The sequence below is a fragment of the Vogesella sp. LIG4 genome, from assembly GCF_900090205.1.
GTDB lineage: Bacteria > Pseudomonadota > Gammaproteobacteria > Burkholderiales > Chromobacteriaceae > Vogesella.
In genome coordinates, this window is the sequence record NZ_LT607802.1 from 2653850 (window position 1) to 2670918 (window position 17069).

The 17069-nt window shown below is 67.0% G+C and carries 18 protein-coding genes; 8 read left to right on the forward strand and 10 right to left on the reverse strand.

Going from position 1 to position 17069, the window contains the following annotated elements:
* Nucleotides 1-25: 25 nt before the first annotated feature.
* Complete coding sequence (locus PSELUDRAFT_RS12510) at nucleotides 26-463, reverse strand: helix-hairpin-helix domain-containing protein (protein WP_088967152.1); 438 nt, start codon at nucleotides 461-463, stop codon at nucleotides 26-28.
* Between the two features lie 96 nt (nucleotides 464-559).
* A complete protein-coding gene (rfbD, locus tag PSELUDRAFT_RS12515; RefSeq protein WP_088967153.1) occupies nucleotides 560-1459 on the reverse strand; it encodes a dTDP-4-dehydrorhamnose reductase in 900 nt (299 codons plus the stop codon).
* A gap of 176 nt (nucleotides 1460-1635) precedes the next feature.
* Between rfbD and PSELUDRAFT_RS12520 the strand changes: the two genes are divergently transcribed.
* The 6 genes from PSELUDRAFT_RS12520 (at nucleotide 1636) to PSELUDRAFT_RS12545 (ending at nucleotide 7117) form a co-directional block, all read left to right on the forward strand.
* Nucleotides 1636-2931 (forward strand): aminopeptidase P N-terminal domain-containing protein, encoded by a 1296-nt coding sequence (locus tag PSELUDRAFT_RS12520; protein WP_088967154.1) that lies wholly within the window; start codon nucleotides 1636-1638, stop codon nucleotides 2929-2931.
* A gap of 22 nt (nucleotides 2932-2953) precedes the next feature.
* Entirely contained in the window at nucleotides 2954-4117 is a 1164-nt protein-coding gene (locus PSELUDRAFT_RS12525) for an FAD-dependent monooxygenase (RefSeq protein WP_088967155.1), read from the forward strand.
* 33 nt (nucleotides 4118-4150) lie between these two features.
* Nucleotides 4151-5305 carry a UbiH/UbiF family hydroxylase gene (locus PSELUDRAFT_RS12530; RefSeq protein WP_088967156.1) on the forward strand — a complete coding sequence of 385 codons (1155 nt, stop codon included), beginning with the start codon at nucleotides 4151-4153 and terminating at the stop codon, nucleotides 5303-5305.
* 14 nt (nucleotides 5306-5319) lie between these two features.
* Entirely contained in the window at nucleotides 5320-6081 is a 762-nt protein-coding gene (locus PSELUDRAFT_RS12535) for a DsbC family protein (protein WP_088967157.1), read from the forward strand.
* Nucleotides 6082-6089: 8 nt separating this feature from the next.
* Nucleotides 6090-6734 carry a hypothetical protein gene (locus tag PSELUDRAFT_RS12540; protein ID WP_157725117.1) on the forward strand — a complete coding sequence of 215 codons (645 nt, stop codon included), beginning with the start codon at nucleotides 6090-6092 and terminating at the stop codon, nucleotides 6732-6734.
* A 125-nt stretch (nucleotides 6735-6859) separates the two neighbouring features.
* On the forward strand, nucleotides 6860-7117 hold the full coding sequence (locus tag PSELUDRAFT_RS12545; RefSeq protein WP_088967159.1) for an acyl-CoA-binding protein: 258 nt from the start codon (nucleotides 6860-6862) through the stop codon (nucleotides 7115-7117).
* Between the two features lie 72 nt (nucleotides 7118-7189).
* Here PSELUDRAFT_RS12545 and PSELUDRAFT_RS12550 read toward each other — a convergent pair whose 3' ends face one another.
* The 3 genes from PSELUDRAFT_RS12550 to dsbD are packed head-to-tail and all read right to left on the reverse strand — an operon-like array spanning nucleotide 7190 to nucleotide 9682.
* The gene (locus PSELUDRAFT_RS12550) at nucleotides 7190-7768 is read right to left on the reverse strand and encodes an HD family hydrolase (RefSeq protein ID WP_088967160.1); all 579 of its coding nucleotides are present in this window, start codon (nucleotides 7766-7768) and stop codon (nucleotides 7190-7192) included.
* A 10-nt stretch (nucleotides 7769-7778) separates the two neighbouring features.
* The gene (locus PSELUDRAFT_RS19440; RefSeq protein ID WP_157725118.1) at nucleotides 7779-7949 is read right to left on the reverse strand and encodes a nucleotidyltransferase domain-containing protein; all 171 of its coding nucleotides are present in this window, start codon (nucleotides 7947-7949) and stop codon (nucleotides 7779-7781) included.
* Entirely contained in the window at nucleotides 7946-9682 is a 1737-nt protein-coding gene (gene dsbD, locus PSELUDRAFT_RS12555; RefSeq protein WP_088967161.1) for a protein-disulfide reductase DsbD, read from the reverse strand. The genes PSELUDRAFT_RS19440 and dsbD overlap by 4 nt, the downstream gene beginning before the upstream one ends.
* A 155-nt stretch (nucleotides 9683-9837) precedes the next feature.
* On the opposite strand from dsbD, the gene PSELUDRAFT_RS12560 reads away from it, so the two are divergent.
* Nucleotides 9838-10641, forward strand: coding sequence for an alpha/beta fold hydrolase (locus PSELUDRAFT_RS12560; protein WP_088967162.1), 804 nt, complete (start codon nucleotides 9838-9840; stop codon nucleotides 10639-10641).
* Here the strand turns inward: PSELUDRAFT_RS12560 and PSELUDRAFT_RS12565 are convergent.
* From PSELUDRAFT_RS12565 to PSELUDRAFT_RS12585, 5 genes are all read right to left on the reverse strand, one after another.
* Entirely contained in the window at nucleotides 10628-11917 is a 1290-nt protein-coding gene (locus tag PSELUDRAFT_RS12565; protein WP_088967163.1) for an MgtC/SapB family protein, read from the reverse strand. The two genes, PSELUDRAFT_RS12560 and PSELUDRAFT_RS12565, sit on opposite strands and share 14 nt — an antisense overlap.
* A 74-nt stretch (nucleotides 11918-11991) precedes the next feature.
* A complete protein-coding gene (gene dxs / locus PSELUDRAFT_RS12570) occupies nucleotides 11992-13848 on the reverse strand; it encodes a 1-deoxy-D-xylulose-5-phosphate synthase (protein WP_088967164.1) in 1857 nt (618 codons plus the stop codon).
* A gap of 19 nt (nucleotides 13849-13867) precedes the next feature.
* Nucleotides 13868-14764, reverse strand: a complete 897-nt coding sequence (locus PSELUDRAFT_RS12575) for a polyprenyl synthetase family protein (protein WP_088967165.1) — start codon at nucleotides 14762-14764, stop codon at nucleotides 13868-13870.
* A complete protein-coding gene (locus tag PSELUDRAFT_RS12580; RefSeq protein ID WP_088967166.1) occupies nucleotides 14754-14987 on the reverse strand; it encodes an exodeoxyribonuclease VII small subunit in 234 nt (77 codons plus the stop codon). The genes PSELUDRAFT_RS12575 and PSELUDRAFT_RS12580 overlap by 11 nt, the downstream gene beginning before the upstream one ends.
* A 117-nt stretch (nucleotides 14988-15104) precedes the next feature.
* Nucleotides 15105-16079 (reverse strand): TerC family protein, encoded by a 975-nt coding sequence (locus tag PSELUDRAFT_RS12585; protein WP_088967167.1) that lies wholly within the window; start codon nucleotides 16077-16079, stop codon nucleotides 15105-15107.
* Between the two features lie 148 nt (nucleotides 16080-16227).
* Between PSELUDRAFT_RS12585 and PSELUDRAFT_RS12590 the strand changes: the two genes are divergently transcribed.
* The gene (locus PSELUDRAFT_RS12590) at nucleotides 16228-17067 is read left to right on the forward strand and encodes an SDR family NAD(P)-dependent oxidoreductase (protein WP_088967168.1); all 840 of its coding nucleotides are present in this window, start codon (nucleotides 16228-16230) and stop codon (nucleotides 17065-17067) included.
* The last annotated feature ends 2 nt before the right edge of the window (nucleotides 17068-17069 follow it).

Here is a 17069-nt window from a genome sequence, read left to right on the forward strand (position 1 = left end):
CTGTGCGGTGGCGGCATCGGCAGGGCTAGCCGTGCTTGCCGCCGCCCTTGCCTTCGTGGCTGTGGTGGTCGCCCTTGCCGTTGTGGTCACTATCGTTGTCATCATCCGGAAGGGCCTTTTTCGCCGGGATGGCCCGCCGTACGTGGGGAATGGCCGGTGCGGTGCCGGAGCGGGTGGTGACCGGGTGCCCATCGATGGTGATCCTGCCGCGGACACGGTTGAGGGTGCCCTGGGTGATGCCTGGCAGGCCCAGCAGCTGCTTGCTGCTGGTGAACAGCGTTGGCGGGCCGCTGAGCGGATGGGTGTCGTTGTAAATGCTCTGTGCGCTACGCGGGCTGAAACCGGCGTGTTCCAGCTGGCTGACCGTGGCGGTGTTGATGTCTAGCAGCACTGCCGCCACGCCGGCAGTGCTGGTGCCAAGCAGCGCGACTACAAGTAGTGATTTGCGCATGATGAACTCCATGATTTCTCCCTGCGGGGTCTGCTTCCTTTGCTGAAGCGGCCTTTACTGAGCGTAGACCCGCACGACCCTGCTTGCCACACCACTGGCGCGGTTCTTTTACCACTTGCCGGCGTCGTCCAGGGTGGCAAACAGGTGTTGCACCGCCTGCTGCCAGCCCGGTAATTGCAGGCCGAAAGTGCGCTGCAGCTTGCTGCAATCCAGCACCGAGTAGGCCGGTCGCTGTGCCTGCTGCGGGTAGTCGGCGGCGGGAATGGCCAGCAGCCCGTCCGGCGGCAGGGCAAGCTGCCAGCCGGCTTCGCGCGCCAGGCCGATGACGAACGACGCGTAGCGATGCCAGCTGGTGCAGCCCTGGCTGGCAACATGGTAGCTGCCATAGGGTTGCTGGTTGTCCACCAGGCTGCGCGCCAGCAGCTGGGCGCTGACATCGGCCAGCAGGCTGGCGGGGGTGGGGCTGCCGAACTGGTCGTCCACCACCTGCAGCTGCTCGCGGCTGGCGGCCAGTTGCAGCATGGTTTTCAGGAAATTGCCACCGTGCACGCCGGCCAGCCAGCTGGTACGCAGGATGAAATGCCGGCAGCCGCTGGCGCGTACCGCCTCCTCGCCCAGCCATTTGCTGTGCCCGTACACCGACAACGGCCGCGCGGCATCGTCCTCGCGCCACGGTGTTTCGCCGCTGCCGTCGAACACGTAGTCGGTGGAGTAGTGCAGCAGCAGTGCATCGTTGGCCGCAGCCCACTGCGCCAGGGCTGCGGGCGTGTCGGCATTGATGGCGTGAGCCAGCGCCGGCTCGCTTTCCGCCTGATCCACCGCGGTGTAGGCCGCAGCGTTGACGATGATGTCCGGCCGTTCGGCATCCAGCCAGGCCAGTACGGCGGTCGGGTTGGCCAGGTTGAGCCGCTGGCGGCCGGGGCAGCGCAGCTCGCCGAACAGGCACAGTGCGCGCTGCAGCTCGAAGCCCAGCTGGCCGCTGGCGCCGGTAATCAGGATGCGGGGCATGATGTCACTTTCAGCAGGAGGCCGGCGGCAGGCTGGCGGCCGTGCCGTGGGGCAATGCCATCATTGTAGCGGGCAGCCGCCGACCGCGCCGGCTGCCGCGGGCAAATCGTACGCGGCATCGCCTGGCGCGGCCCGCGGGTGTAAACTTGACGGCGTTTCGATAGCAGGTGTTTCGCATGCACCAGAGTCTTCTTGCTCGCCGTCAGCATCTGCTGGCGGCCATCGGCGACGCGGTAGCCGTGTTGCCCACCGCGCCGGTGGCAGTTCGCAATGCCGACGCCCACTACCCGTACCGTGCCGACAGCCATTTCCTCTACCTCACCGGCTTTACCGAGCCGGAAGCGGTACTGGTGCTGGATGGCCGCCGCGGCAAATCCATGCTGTTCTGTCGTGCCAAGAACCCGGATATGGAAATCTGGGACGGCTTTCGCTATGGCCCGCAGGCCGCGGCCGAGGCCTTCGGCTTCGACGAAGCCCACCCGGTGGACGAGCTGGATCAGCGCCTGCCCGAGCTGCTGGCCGACGTGCCGGTACTGTACTGGCCGGTTGGCCGCAACGCCGGCTGGGATGCGCGAGTGGCCGGCTGGCTGGACGCGGTGCGCGCTCGCGCCCGCCTGGGTGTGGATGCACCCAGCCAGTTCGGCGACCTGCTGCTGGCAATCGACGAGATGCGCCTGTTCAAGGACGAGCGCGAGCAGGCGGTGCTGCAACGCGCCGGGCAGATATCCGCCGAGGCGCACGTGCGCGCCATGCAGGCCACCCGCCCGGGGCGCTACGAATACGAGGTAGAGGCCGAGCTGCTGTACCACTTCGTGCGCAATGGCGCGCGCCAGCCGGCCTACGAGAGCATCGTCGCCGGCGGCGCCAATGCCTGCACGCTGCACTATGCGGCCAACAATGCACGGCTGAACGATGGCGAGCTGCTGCTGATCGATGCCGGCTGCGAATTCATGGGCTACGCCGGCGATATCACCCGCACCTTCCCGGTGAACGGCCGCTTCACTGCGCCGCAGCGCGACCTGTACGAAGTGGTGCTGGCGGCGCAGCTGGCCGCCATTGCCGCGGTACAGCCGGACGCCGCGCTGGATGCGCCGGCCGAGGCTGCGCTGCGCGTGCTGGTGCAGGGCATGCTGGACCACAAGCTGCTGGATGGCAGCGTGGACGGCGTGATCGAATCCGGCGACTACCGCCGCTTCTACATGCACGGCATCGGCCACTTCCTGGGGTTGGACGTGCACGACGTGGGCCTGCGCCGCCCCGGCGGCCAGTGGCGGGCGTTCCGCCCCGGCATGTGCACCACCATCGAGCCCGGCCTGTACGTGCGGCCGGACGACCGCGTACCGGCTGCCTTCCACAATATCGGCATCCGCATCGAGGACAACGTGCTGGTGACCGCCAGCGGCCACCACGTCTACACCGACGCGGCGCCCAAACGGATTGCCGACATCGAGGCGCTGATGCAGGCCCGCTAGTTGGCCGCAGCGTAGATACATCATGCAGACAGACATTCTTCATTCCGACATCGTCATCGTTGGTGGCGGCCCGGTGGGCGCACTGGCGGCCCTGCGGCTGAAGCAGGCCGGCCGCGACGTGTTGTTGATCGAGGCGCGCGCCAGGGATGTGCAGGTGCGCGACGCGCGCGCACTGGCACTGTCCTGGTACAGCCGCGAGCAACTGGCGGCGGCCGGTGCCTGGCCGGATAACCTGCCGGCCACCGACATCGACAGCGTGCACGTATCACAGCAGCAGGCCTGGGGCCGCACCGTGATCACCCGCGACGACCTGGCGTTACCGCACCTGGGCGCGGTGGTGGACTACCCGGTGCTGGCGCACAGCCTGGGCGAGGCGCTGGCCGCGCAGGGCGTGCCGGTGCTGTGGCAGCACAAGGTCCGTGCCGTGCAGTCGCTGGCGCGCTATGCCAGCCTGACGGTAGAGGATGCCGACGGCCGCAGCCGCCGGCTGACCGCGCGGCTGGTGGTACTGGCCGAGGGCGGCGCGCTGGCCGAGAGCCTGCCGGGCATCCAGCGCCATGTGCACGATTACCACCAGACAGCGCTGCTGGCCGAAATCAGCACCAGCCTGCCGCACGGCAACATCGCCTACGAGCGCTTTGCCGATGCCGGGCCGTTTGCACTGCTGCCGCATGGCGAGCGCATGATGCTGGTATGGACGCGCACGCCGGACGACGCGCAGCGCCTTATCGATGCCGACGAAGCCAGCGTGCTGGCCGAGCTGCAGCAGGCCTTCGGCGAGCGCCTTGGCAGCTTCAGCGCCATTGGCGAGCGCGCCGCGTTCCCGCTGCTGCTGCGCCAGCTCAACCGCGTGGTGTCCGGGCGGGTGGTGATGATAGGCAATGCCGCCCAGACCATGCACCCGGTGGCGGCGCAGGGCTTCAACCTGGGGCTGCGCGATGCGGTGGCGCTCTCCGAACTGCTGGCCGATGCCGCCGACCCGGGCGATGCCGCGCTGCTGCGCCGCTACGCCGCGGCACGCCGCGTGGACAGTCACGCGGTGGTAGGCTTCACCCACGGCCTGATCCAGCTGTTCGACGGTGCCGGCCCGCTGCTGAAGCAGCTGCGTGGCGCCGGCATGAATCTGCTGGACAGCGTGCCGCCGCTGCGCAAGCGTTTTGCCAGCCACCTGGTATTCGGCGTGTAGCGCCAACGTTGGCCGCAAGGTGACAAGGAATACATGAAACAGCATTTTGACGTGGTAATCGTGGGCGGTGGCCTGGTGGGCGCCGCGCTGGCGCTGGCGCTGGACCGCCAGGGGCGCCGCGTGGCGCTGGTGGAAGGCCAGAGCGCCCGCTTCGAACAGCTGCAGGACGGCTGGGACGCGCGCGTGTATGCCATCAGCCCGGCCAACCGCCGCTTCATCGACAGCCTGGGCGCCTGGCCGGACATGGCGCGCATCGGCACCATCGCCGCCATGGATGTCAGCGGCGACCAGGGCGGGCGCATCGCCTTTTCCGCCGCCGATGCCGGCGCCGAGGCGCTGGCGTGGATCGCGGAAAACCGCTGGCTGCTGGCCGCCCTGTGGCGGCAGCTGCAGGACGCCAGCGGCGTGGAGCTGGTGGAAGGCGTGCGCCCGCTGCGCCTGAGCCACAACCCGCGCGAGGCGCAGCTGCAGCTGGAAGACGGCCGCGAGCTGACTGCCCGGCTGGTGGTGGGCGCCGACGGCGCCAACTCCTGGGTGCGGCAGCAAAGCGGCATCGCCGCCGACGTGAAGCCCTACGGCCAGAGCGGGGTGGTGGCCAACTTCGCCACCGAGAAGCCGCACGACGGCATCGCGCGGCAGTGGTTCCTGGGCGATGGCATCCTGGCCTGGCTGCCGCTGCCGGGCAACAGCATCTCCATCGTGTGGTCCACCGCGCAGCCGGAGCCGCTGCTGGCGCTGCCGACGGAACGTTTTGCCGCCGTGGTGGCCGAAGCCGGTGGGCATGCGCTGGGGCAACTGGAAGTACTCACCCCGGCGGCGGCCTTTCCACTGCGGCTGCTGACGCCGCAGCATGTGATTGCCGAGCGCGTGGCGCTGGTGGGCGATGCGGCGCATACCGTGCATCCGCTGGCCGGGCAGGGCGTCAACCTGGGCTTCCAGGATGCCGCCAGGCTGGCCGCCATCATCGCCGGCAGCAAGGACCCGGGCGAGTGGCTGGCGCTGCGCCGCTACGAGCGCGGGCGCAAGGAAGCGGTGCGCACCATGCAGCTTACCTGCGATACCCTGTTCGGCCTGTTCCACGCCAAGGAGCTGCCCGGCATTGCCTGGCTGCGCAATACCGGCCTCAACCTGACCAATCGACTGCCGCTGATCAAGCGACAGCTGGCCCGCCACGCGGTGGGTTTCTAACCGTAAAGGATTGCATGATGTTTCCCCTGCGCCGACTGGCCATCATTCCGCTGTGTCTGTCCTTGCTGGCCTGCACGGCTTCCGCCGCCGACGAAACCCCGGCCAGCGTGAAAGCGGCCTTCGCCAGCAAGTTCCCGCAGCACGAAGTCACCAGCGTGCAGCCGGCACCGGTGCCCGGCCTGTATGAAGTGGTGGTGAAAATGAAGCGCGGTGGCCGCGAGGAGTACACCATCGTCTACGCCGATGCCAAGGTGGAACACCTGCTCACCGGCGACCTGATTGACACCGCCAGCCACAAGAGCCTGACCGAGGCGCGGCTGGACGAGCTGAACCAGGTGAAGTTCGACTTCGCGGCCCTGCCGTTCGACAAGGCCATCAAGGAAGTGCGCGGCAAGGGCGAGCGCAAGCTGGCGGTGTTCTCCGACCCGGACTGCCCGTTCTGCAAGCGCCTGGAGCAGGAAAGCCTGTCCAAGCTGGATAACGTCACCATCTACACCTTCCTCTACCCGCTGGCGCAACTGCACCCGGACGCGCCGCGCAAGGCGGAGCAGATCTGGTGCAGCAAGGATCGCACCGCGGCCTGGACCGGTGTGATGCGCAACGGCAGCAAGCTGCCGGCCGGCAAGGCCAGCTGCGCCACGCCGCTGGCCGAGCTTGCCAAGCTGGGCGAGCAGTTGGGCGTGGAAGGTACCCCGGCGCTGTTCTTTGCCAATGGCAAGATGATTGCCGGCGCAGTACCGGTGGAGACCATTGAAGCGGCCTTCAAGGCCAAGTAAGCACGGCCATGGCCGCCTGGCTGCCCCGACCGCGGCTTGCCGTCTGCGCCTTGCTGGCGCTGGCTGTGCACGCCGCGGCGCTGCTGTGGCCGCTGGCGCCTGCGGCCAGTTCTGCTCCTGCGACCAACCATGAGCCTGGCGGGCCGCTGGCGGTGACCCTGCACGCCAGGGCCGTGCCGCATGCGGCGCCGTTGCCGCCGCTGGAAAGCATGGACAGCGGCGCGGAGCAGGCGCATGCGCTGGCGCAGGCCTCCGCACCGGTTGAGCAACTAGCCGACCCACCTGTCGAGCCGCCCGTCGAGGCATCGGCGGCCTTGCCCGGGGAGGCTGGCGAGCCGCAACCGGCGGCCGCGCCGTCGGGCGGCGGGTTCGATCCTTACTACCCGGCCAGCGAGCTGGACGTGCTGGCCGCGCCCATTGGCCAGCTGCTGCTGGATTTTCCGCGTGTCGCGCCGCAGGAGCTGCAGCTGGAGCTGTATATCGGCAGCGATGGCGCGGTGGACCGGGTGGCGGTGATCGCCGGCAATGCCGACAGCGACTATGCACGCTACGTGATGGCCAGTTTCCGCCAGGCCCTGTTTGTGCCGGCACAGAAGGGTGGCGTGGCGGTGCGCAGCCGCAAGCACATCCGCGTGGCACTGCAGCAGCCCTGATTATTGTTCGGCTTGATTTCAAACAACTGTTTCATGTTACATTTGCGCTGTCGGCTTCTGCCGCTGGGCTAACATAACATCAACCTGGAGCAAGACCTTGCTCCACTGTGCAAAGGATTCATGACATGTCCGATCTGAAAGCGCTGTTTGAACAGGCACAACAAGACGTGACCACCCTGGCCGAGCGCCCGGATAACCAGACCCTGCTGCAACTGTATGCACTGTTCAAGCAGGCTACCGAGGGCGATGTGCAGGGCGAGCGCCCGGGCATGATGGATTTCATCAACCGCGCCAAGTACGACGCCTGGGACAAGCTGAAGGGCCAGGGCGGCGAGCAGGCGATGCAGGGCTACGTAGACCTGGTGAAGTCGCTGCTGGCCTGATCGCCGGGCGGTTGCGGTAAATAAACAAGGGCTGGTGCGTTGCACCAGCCCTTGTCGTTTTCATGGCGACGTTCAGGCGCCGAACCAGCCCTGCTGCCGCGCGTGTTCCAGCTGCGCTTCCAGGTAGTGCCACAGTGCCGGGCAGCCTTCGCGGATCGGCGGGCCGATGCGCTTTACCACCCGCTCGTGGCTGATGCCGTTCTCGCGCCAGCTCTGGCCGTTGTTGGCCAGATTCAGCAGCACCGGCATGGCGCGGTCGGCGGCGTGGGCGAAGCGTGCTTCGGCCGTTTCGCCGTCCTCGAATTCCTGCCACAGCGCCAGGAAGCGCGCGCCCTGGCCATCCGGCAGCAGGCCGAAGATGCGCGTCACCGCCGCCAGCTCCGCCGCCTTGCGCTCCTCCCAGCCTTCCTCGGCGTAGACGATGGTGTCGCCGGTTTCGATCTCGCCGATATCGTGCACCAGCAGCATGCCGATCACGCGGTGGATATCCACCGGCTGCGGCGCATAGGGCTGCAGCGATGCGGCCAACATGGCGATCTGCCAGCTGTGCTCGGCGGAGTTTTCCTGGCGGTCCAGCCCCAGCGGGCGGGTCTTGCGGGTTACACCCTTGAGCCGGTCCAGCTCCAGGATGAAATCTACGATGGCTTGCATGGCTTGCTTTCTAGTCGGTGGTGCCGGTTACGCTGCGTACCAGCACGGCAATGTCGTAATCGCTGTCCGGCCCGGCGCTGCCATCGGCATGTGAACCATACAGCAGCACCGCGCTGGCGCCGTATTGCTGCTGCAGTTCATGGCTGATGCCCTGCAGCACGCTTTCCGTGGCGGTGCTCATTGCCCGGGGTTGGCCGCATCCAGGCTGCGCACGAACTCGCCGGCATCCTGGTAGCCGATGACCTGCTGCGTCTGCCGGCCGGCGGCATCGTACAGCATGATGCCCGGCGGGCCGTACAGGCCGAAGCGTTTGAGCATGGCCTGCTGCGCCGGGTTGTTGGCGGTAACGTCGGCCTGCAGCAGCAGCATGTGATCCATGCGCTGGCGCACCGCCGGGTCGCGGAAGGTGGTTTCTTCCATCTCGACGCAGCTCACGCACCAGTCGGCGTAGAAGTCCAGCAGCACCGGCTGGCCGGCGGCACGGGCGCGTGCCAGCGCGGCATCCAGCTCGGCATTGCTGGCCACGCGGGTAAACACCGCCTTGGGCAGCTGCGTGCCATGCCAGATGCCGGCCCACGGCAGGCGCGGCGACGGCGCACCGGTGGCGGCGCCGACAATCTGTAACAGGCCGGCCACGGTGAACAGCACCGCCAGCAGCCGGCGCAGCCATGCGGCCAACCCCTGGCCGCCGACACGCAGCAGTTGCCAGGCAATGCCCAGTGCCAGCGCGCTCCACAGCAGCATGGTGAGGGCAGTGGGCAGGAAGGGCCCGGCCATCCAGATCGCCACGCCCAGCATCACGCAGCCGAAGGCGGCCTTGACGGCATTCATCCACTGCCCGGCGCGCGGCAGCACGTGGCCGCCGAAGGTGCCCACCAGCAGCAGCGGCAGGCCCAGGCCCAGCGCCATGGCGTACAGCGCGGCACCGCCCAGCAGCGCGTCGCCGCTTTGGCCGATGTAGCCCAGCGCCACTGCCAGTGGCGGTGCCACGCAGGGGCCGATCAGCAGCGCCGACAGCGCGCCCATGGCGAACACGGTGGCGACATGGCCGCCGGACAGGCGGTTGGAGGTGGAGGCCAGCCGGCTTTGCAGTGCTGCCGGCAGCTGGATGCTGATCACGTCGAACATCGCCAGCGCGAACAGCACCATCAGCGCAGCGGCGGTCAGGATTACCGCCGGCTGCTGCAGCCACACGGTGAGCAGGCTGCCGGTGAGGCCGGCGGCCACACCCACCGCGGTGTAGGTGAGCGCCAGGCCCTGTACATAGGCCAGCGACAGGCCGAAGCCGCGGCGTTTGCTCAGCCGGTGGCCGTGGCCGGCAATCAGCGAGGACACGATGGGCAGCAGCGGGTACATGCAGGCGGTGAACGCCATGGCGAGGCCGGCGGCAAAGAACGCCGCCAGCGTGGCTGCCAGCTTGCCGCGCGCCAGCGTTGGCGCGGTGCTGTGGCTGGGAGCGCTGTCCAGCCACGGGTTGCTGTTCATGCCGTCACCCACCTTCAGGGTGCGGGTCAGCGGCGGGTAGCACAGGCCGGCGTCGGCACAGCCCTGCACCACGGTCTTCAGTGCGAAGCCGGCAGGCAGCGGGGCCGAGATCGGCAGCGCCAGGGTGATGCCGTGGTGGAACACCTGCTGGCGGCCGAAGTAGGGGTCGGTCTTGGCTTCGCCTGCCGGCAGAACGGGGAGGCTGACGCTGCCGGCCGGCTGCGGCGTGAGCTGGATGCGCTCGCGGTACAGGTAGTAGCCGCGGGCTACGTCCAGGTGCAGCAGCAGTTGCTGGCCCTGCTGCTCCAGCCGCGCGGCAAAGGCGCGTTCCGGCGGCAGCAGGTCATCGGGATTCAGCGCCCAGCTGCCGGCGCTGAGCAGCATCAGCAACAGCAGGGGAAACAGGCGGATCAGGCGGGGCAGGGACATGGCAGGCAGCGGAGAATGTATCGGCAAAAGACCACGGCGTGGTGCATTGGTTCAGGCTGGCAGCTTAACAGTGTGTGCGGCCAACGTCATGCCGCAGCACCTGAGCCAAGCGTTTGCTTGGTGTATGATGGAGCATCTGCCACGGAAACCCGGCCATGAAACTGCTTTTTGCCCACGCCAACAGCTTTCCTTCCTCCATCTACCGTAAATTGCATCAGCGGCTGGCGGAGCATGGCTATGAAGTGGGCTATCTGGACACCATCGGCCACGACGCGGCCTATCCGGTTACCGACTGTTGGCCGCAACTGGCCGACGAGATGCTGGCATATATGGCGGCCAACTACCGCGAGCCGGTGCTGGCGGTGGGGCATTCGCTGGGCGGGGCGGTGCTGTTCCTGGCGGCGCTGCGCGAGCCGCAGCGCTTCCGGCAGCTGATCGTGCTGGATTCGCCGCTGCTGGGGCCGCGCACCGGTTTTCTGATCTGGCTGGCCAAGCGGCTGGGCTTCATCCAGCAGCTCACCCCTGGCGGCACCGGCACACTGCGCCGGCGCGACAACTGGGCCAGCACCACCTCGGTGTACGACTACTTTGCGCGCAAGCCGGCGTTTGCGCGCTGGGACCCGGACTGCCTGCACGACTACGCGCAATACGGCACGGAGGACAATGGCGATGGCGGGCGGCGGCTGAAGTTCCGGCCGCAGGTGGAGCACGCCATCTACGAAACGCTGCCGCACGATGCCTGGTTCAAGCGCGGCAAGTTGCAGGTGCCGCTCAGCTACGTGGCGGCCGGGCAGGGCAGCGCCATCAGGCCGCATGACCTGGCCTTCATGCACCGCCATTTCGCCGCCGACATCCACGTGCAGCGCGGCAGCCATCTGTTTCCGCTGGAGCACCCGCTGGAAACGGCGGACCTGATTGCCCGGCTGGCGGGCGGTGCAGCGCGGGCTACAGCCGCGTAATCACCCACAGCCCGCCCAGCATGCCCACCATGGCCATGCCCAGTGTGGGCAGGCAGCGCATGGCCAGCTGGCGGCCGCCAATACTGAGAATCAGCCCGAACTTGAACACGGTGTTGGTGAGCACGGCAATGGCCACGGTGACCAGCAGCGGCTGCAGCGGCAACTGGTGCTGGCCGAACATCTCCATCACCGTCAGCGAGATGGCGTCCACGTCGTTGATGCCGGAAACCAGCGCCATCATGTACAGGCCGCTGTCGCCGAAAATGTTTTTCAGCCAGGCCGAGCACAGCATCACGAAGGCGAACAGCACGGCAAAGCCGAAGGCCACATTCAGCTGCGCCGGGTTTTTCAGCTCCAGCTCCGGCGCGCTGTCCGTTACCTTGCCGTAACGGCTGCCGATGAAAAGAGTCAGCAGCCCCAGCGCCATGCCCGGCAGCATGATGCCCAGCATGGGGCGGCCGGCGGTGGGGGCAATGGCCATCGCCAGCACCTGCAGGCGCAGGAACAGCACCATATTGGCCAGCAGGATCACCCGTACCGCCAGTTGCTGCGAGCCGGGGTTGCGCGCCACTTCGCGCGCATAGATCAGGCTGGTGGCGGTGGTGGACACCAGGCCACCAAGAAAGCCCAGCAGCGGCGCGCCGACTTTTTCGCCCAGGATCTTTACCGCCATGTAGCCGGCCAGCCCCACGCCGACGATCAGCACCACCAGTAGCCAGATGCGGTGCGGGTTGAATGCCGAATACGGCCCGAAGCCCTGGTTGGGCAGGATGGGCAGGATGATGAAGGTGAGGGTGGCGAACTGCAGCAGCGACAGCAGGTCGTGCCGCTGCAGCTTGTGGGTGAAGCTGGTCAGTTCCGGTTTCAGGTACAGCAGCCCGGTGGTGATTACCCCCAGCGCCACCGCCAGCTCGATATTGCCCAGGCCTATCATCACCCCCAGCGTGTAGGCCACCAGCAGCGCGATGACGGTGGTGGTGCGCGGCTCGCTGGGCTCGTCCGGGTTGCGGCTGGACAGCGGTAGAAAGCCCAGGCCGGCCACGGCCAGCAGCCCGGCAGCCGGCAGCCACTCGCCACCCAGCGACGGAATCAGCATTGCCAGCATGGTGCCCAGCATGCAGACCAGCGGGAAGGTGCGGATGCCGGCCAGCACGTGCTGCTTGCGCTCGCGCTCCACCCCGATCAGCAGGCCGATGCCCAGGCTGGAAAGCAGTGCCGGCAGGTTCTGGTACGGCGTGCCGGCCAGGTGCAGCCAGGCGGAAAGATCCCATTGCATATTGTTGTTCTCCGGGCAGATGGCAAAACGGCCAGCAGCGGGAGCTGCTGGCCGGTTCCGGTGCCGGGCGGGGTTTAGTCGCCCTTCAGCCGTGTGGCGATGCTGCGGGCGATGCCTTCCGCATCCAGGCCGCAGCCGGCCAGCAGCAGCGCCGGGTCTCCATGCTCAACATAATCGTCGGGCAGGCCCAATAGCAAGGTTTGAATGGCGATACCGGCGCTGGACAGCGCTTCCAGACAGGCGCTGCCGGCGCCGCCCATGATCACGTTCTCTTCCACCATCACCAGCAGCTCATGGCTTGCGGCCAACTGTCTGACCAGCTCGGCATCCAGTGGCTTGACGAAGCGCATGTCGGCCACGGTGGCATCGAACTGCTCGGCGGCGGCCAGGGCCGGGGTCACCATGCTGCCGAATGCCAGAATCGCCACCTTGCCGTTGCCCTGGCGGCGGATATGGCCCTTGCCGACGGGCAGTGCCGTCATCTCCTGCTCTACCGTCGCGCCCGGGCCGGTGCCGCGCGGGTAGCGCACCGCGCTCGGCGTATCCAGGGTGAAGGCGGTGTACAGCAGCTGGCGGCATTCGTTTTCGTCTGACGGCGCGATGACGGTCATGTTCGGGATGCAGCGCAGGAAGGACAGGTCGAAGGCGCCGGCATGGGTGGGGCCGTCGGCGCCCACCAGACCGGCGCGGTCGATGGCGAACACCACCGGCAGGTTCTGGATCGCCACGTCGTGGATCAGCTGGTCGTAGCCGCGCTGCAGGAAGGTGGAGTAGATCGCCACCACCGGCTTCATGCCGTCACAGGCCATGCCGGCGGCGAAGGTCACCGCGTGCTGCTCGGCAATCGCCACGTCGAAGTAGCGGTCCGGGTGCTCCTTCTCGAAGCGCACCATGCCGGAGCCTTCGCGCATCGCCGGGGTGATGCCCACCAGGCGCGAGTCCTGCTTGGCCATATCGCACAGCCAGTCGCCGAAAATCTGCGTGTACTGCGGCTTGCCGCCGCCGCTCTTGCCGGCGGCCAGGCCGTTGGCCGGGTCGAACTTGGTCACACCGTGGTACTTCACCGGGTCGTTCTCGGCCAGCTTGTAGCCCTGGCCCTTCTTGGTGACGATGTGCAGGAATTGCGGGCCGGACAGGCTGCGGATGTTCTTCAGCGTGTCCACCAGCACGTCCACATCGTGGCCGTCGATGGGGCCGATGTAGTTGAAGCCGAACTCCTCGAACAGCGTGCCGGGGGTGAAGAAGCCCTTCACGTGCTCTTCCACCTTGCTGGCGATTTCACGCAGCGGCGGCGCCATGCCCAGCACCTTGCTGCTGCCCTGTTTCATTGCCGCGTAGAAGCGGCCGGACATCAGCTTGGCCAGGTAGTTGTTCAGCGCGCCCACATTGGGCGAGATCGACATATCGTTGTCGTTGAGGATCACCAGCAGGTCGGTGTCCATCGCGCCGGCGTTGTTCAGTGCCTCGAAGGCCTGGCCGGCGGTCATGGCGCCATCGCCGATGATGGCCACGCACTTGCGGTTCAGGTTCTGCGCCTTGGCGGCTACCGCCATGCCCAGCGCGGCACCGATGGAGGTGGAGGAGTGCCCCACGCCGAAGGTGTCGTACTCCGATTCGCAACGCTTGGGAAAGCCGGCCAGGCCGCCCAGCTGGCGCATGCTGCCCATGCGCTCCTTGCGGCCGGTAAGAATCTTGTGCGGGTAGGTCTGGTGCCCCACGTCCCACACCAGGCGGTCGTCCGGGGTGTTGAACACGTAGTGCAGGGCAATGGTCAGCTCGATGCTGCCCAGGTTGGAGGCGAAGTGGCCGCCGGTCTTGCTGACGGTCTCCACCAGGAATTCGCGCAGTTCCTGCGCCAGTTGCGGCAGCTCGTGGCGACCGAGTTTTCTCAGGTCGGCCGGACTCTGTATGGTGTCGAGCAATGTTGTCATGTTGATTTTTTTGTAATGATCAGAACGAGCGGGCGACGATGTACTCGGCCAGCTGTTTCAGGCGCAGCGCGCGCTCGCCGAACGGCGCCAGCGCCGCCAGCGCGTCGTCGTACAGGTCGCGTGCATAGGCGCGGGCTTCGCCCAGGCCCATCAGGCTGACATAGGTGGGCTTGTCGTTGGCCGCATCCTTGCCGGCGGTCTTGCCCAGCGTGGCAGTGTCGGCTTCCACGTCCAGCACGTCGTCCACCACCTGGAACGCCAGGCCCATGCGCTTGGCGAAGTGGTCCAGCGCCTCGGTCTGCGCGCCGTCCAGCGGTTGGCCGCACAGCGCGCCCAGCAGTACCGAGGCGCGAATCAGCGCACCGGTCTTCATCAGGTGCATGAACTCCAGCTCCGGCTGCGACAGCGGCTTGCCGACGCTGGCCAGGTCGATGGCCTGGCCGCCGGCCATGCCGGCGTGGCCGGATGCCTGCGCCAGCAGCTTCACCATGGCCAGCTGCTGCTCGGCAGCCACGCCCGGCAGTGGGGTGGCCACCAGTTCGAAGGCCAGCGTCTGCAGCGCATCGCCCACCAGCAGCGCGGTGGCTTCGTCGAACCGCACGTGGCAGGTGGGCTTGCCGCGGCGCAGCACGTCGTCGTCCATGCACGGCATGTCGTCGTGCACCAGTGAGTAGGCGTGGATCATCTCCACGGCACAGGCCACGCGCGCCACGTTGGCCGCATCGGCGCCCACCAGCTCGGCGGCGGCGAAGGCCAGCAGCGGGCGCACGCGCTTGCCACCCTGCAGCGTGCTGTAGCGCATCGCCTCGTGCAGCACGTGCGGTGCGCGGTCAGCGGCTGGCAGCAAGGTTTCCAGCGCCGTTTCCACGGTCTGCTGGGTGGCGGTCATCCAGGCGGTGAAGGGGTTATTGGCCATCGGCGAGGTCCAGCGGCTTGAGTTCGTCGTTCTCCAGCACGCGCAGCTGTTGTTCGGCGTCCGCCAGTTTGCTCTGGCAGAACTTGATCAGTTCCATGCCCTGCTTGTAGGCGGTCAGGGCGTTGTCCAGCGGCATGTCGCCGCTTTCCATCGCCCGGATGATGTCTTCCAGTTGCGCCAGTGCGCTCTCGAAGCTGGCCTGGGGCTTGTTGGTTTTGGCCATTGCAGGTCTTTCCGTCAATGAATGGCAAGTTGGCCGCCATTGTAGGCGTTTTTGTGCTGTGTCACAAAGCCGCCATATCGCGCCGCAGCAAGCGCCAAACCCCGTGCCAGGCGGGCGCTAGGGCTGCCGCGGCCTGGGGAACAGCAGCGAGGCGATCACCGCGCCTGCGATCACCACGAACACCACGCCCAGCGACAGCGCCACCGGCACGTGCAGCAGCGGCAGCAGCAACAGCTTCATGCCGATGAAGGCCAGCACAATGGCCAGGCCGTAGCGCAGCAGGTGGAAGCGGTCGGCCACGCCGGCCAGCAGGAAGAACATGGCGCGCAGGCCGAGAATGGCGAAAATATTGGAGGTGAGCACGATGAACGGGTCCACCGTTACCGCGAAGATGGCCGGAATGCTGTCCACCGCGAACACTACGTCGGACAACTCCACCATCACCAGTACCAGGAACAGCGGCGTGGCATGGCGCAGGCCGTTCTGTAGCACGAAAAAGGCCTCGCCGTGCAACTTGTCGGTCATGCGGATGTGGCGGCGCAGGAACTTGAGCAGCGCGTTGTCGGTAAGGTCCTGCTGCTCTTCCTTTTCCGGCAGCAGCATCTTCAGGCCGGTGAACAGCAGGAAGGCGCCGAACACATAGAGTATCCAGCCGAACTGCTGCACCAGCGCCGCGCCGAGGAACACCATCAGCGTGCGCAGCACGATGGCGCCGAACACGCCGTACAGCAGCACGCGGCGCTGGTGCTCCACCGGTACCTTGAAGAAGCCGAAGATCATCAGGAAGACGAAGATATTGTCCACCGCCAGCGATTTCTCGATGACGTAGCCGGTGAAGAACTCCAGCGTCTTCTGGTTGGCCACCGCCACGCCATGGGCCGGGTCGTGCGCCAGCACCCACCACAGCCAGCCGCCAAAGGCGCTGGCCACGCTTACCCATACCAGCGACCAGCCGGCGGCTTCACGGGCCGATACCTTGTGCGCGCCGGTTTTTTTCAGCGCCAGCATGTCGACGGCGATCATCAGCAGCACGGCGATGAAGAACACGGTGTAGAAAAACGGCGAACCGATGGAGGGCAGGGCCTGGGCCATATTCGATAAAACTCCCGGGTGGTGGCGGTGTGTTGATGTGGATTTGTTATGATCTGCCGCGATGACAATCGCCTCGCGCGGCATGTTTTACATATTGTTACATTTGCCGCTTGCTGTGACGGGGCCCGCTGCCACTGGTTCACTACTCATGCAAAAAAATATTCCGAAAAATATTCTGATTACCGGCTGCTCCAGCGGCATCGGCCTGGACGTGGCGCGCGGCCTGCGCGCTGACGGCTGGCGCGTGTTCGCCACCGCGCGGCGCGGCGAGGACGTGGCAAGGTTGGCCGCAGAGGGTTTTGCCGATGCGCTGCAACTGGATGTAGACGACAGCGACAGCATCCGCAGCGCGGTGGCCGAGGTGCTGCGCCGCACTGGCGGCCGGCTGGAGGCGCTGTTCAACAACGCCGGCTTCGGCCAGCCCGGCGCGGCGGAGGACATTCCGCGCCAGGCCATGCGCGAGCAGTTCGAAACCAATTTCTTTGGCGCGTGGGAGCTGAGCAACGTCGTGCTGCCGGTGATGCGGCGCCAGGGCGAGGGCCGCATCCTGTTCAACAGCTCGGTGCTGGGCTTTGCGGCGATGCGCTACCGCGCCGCCTACAACGCGAGCAAGTACGCGATGGAAGGACTGTGCGACACGCTGCGGCTGGAGCTGGCCGGCAGCGGCATCCACGTCTGCCTGGTGGAGCCGGGGCCGATCGAGAGCCGCTTCCGCCCCAATGCGCTGCAGAAGTTTCTGTGCAATGTGGATATCGAGGGCAGTGCGCACCGCGAGTCGTACCAGCGCCAGCTGGCGCGGCTGCAGAAGGTGGGGCATGCGCAGCCCTTCACCCTGCCGGGCACTGCGGTACTGCACGAAGTACGCAAGGCCTTGGCCGCACGCCGCCCGGCAGCACGCTACCGGGTAACGGTGCCTACCCGCGTGTTCTGGCATCTGAAATGGCTGCTGCCCACCCGCTGGCTGGATTGGCTGCTGCTGCGGGTGTAGTG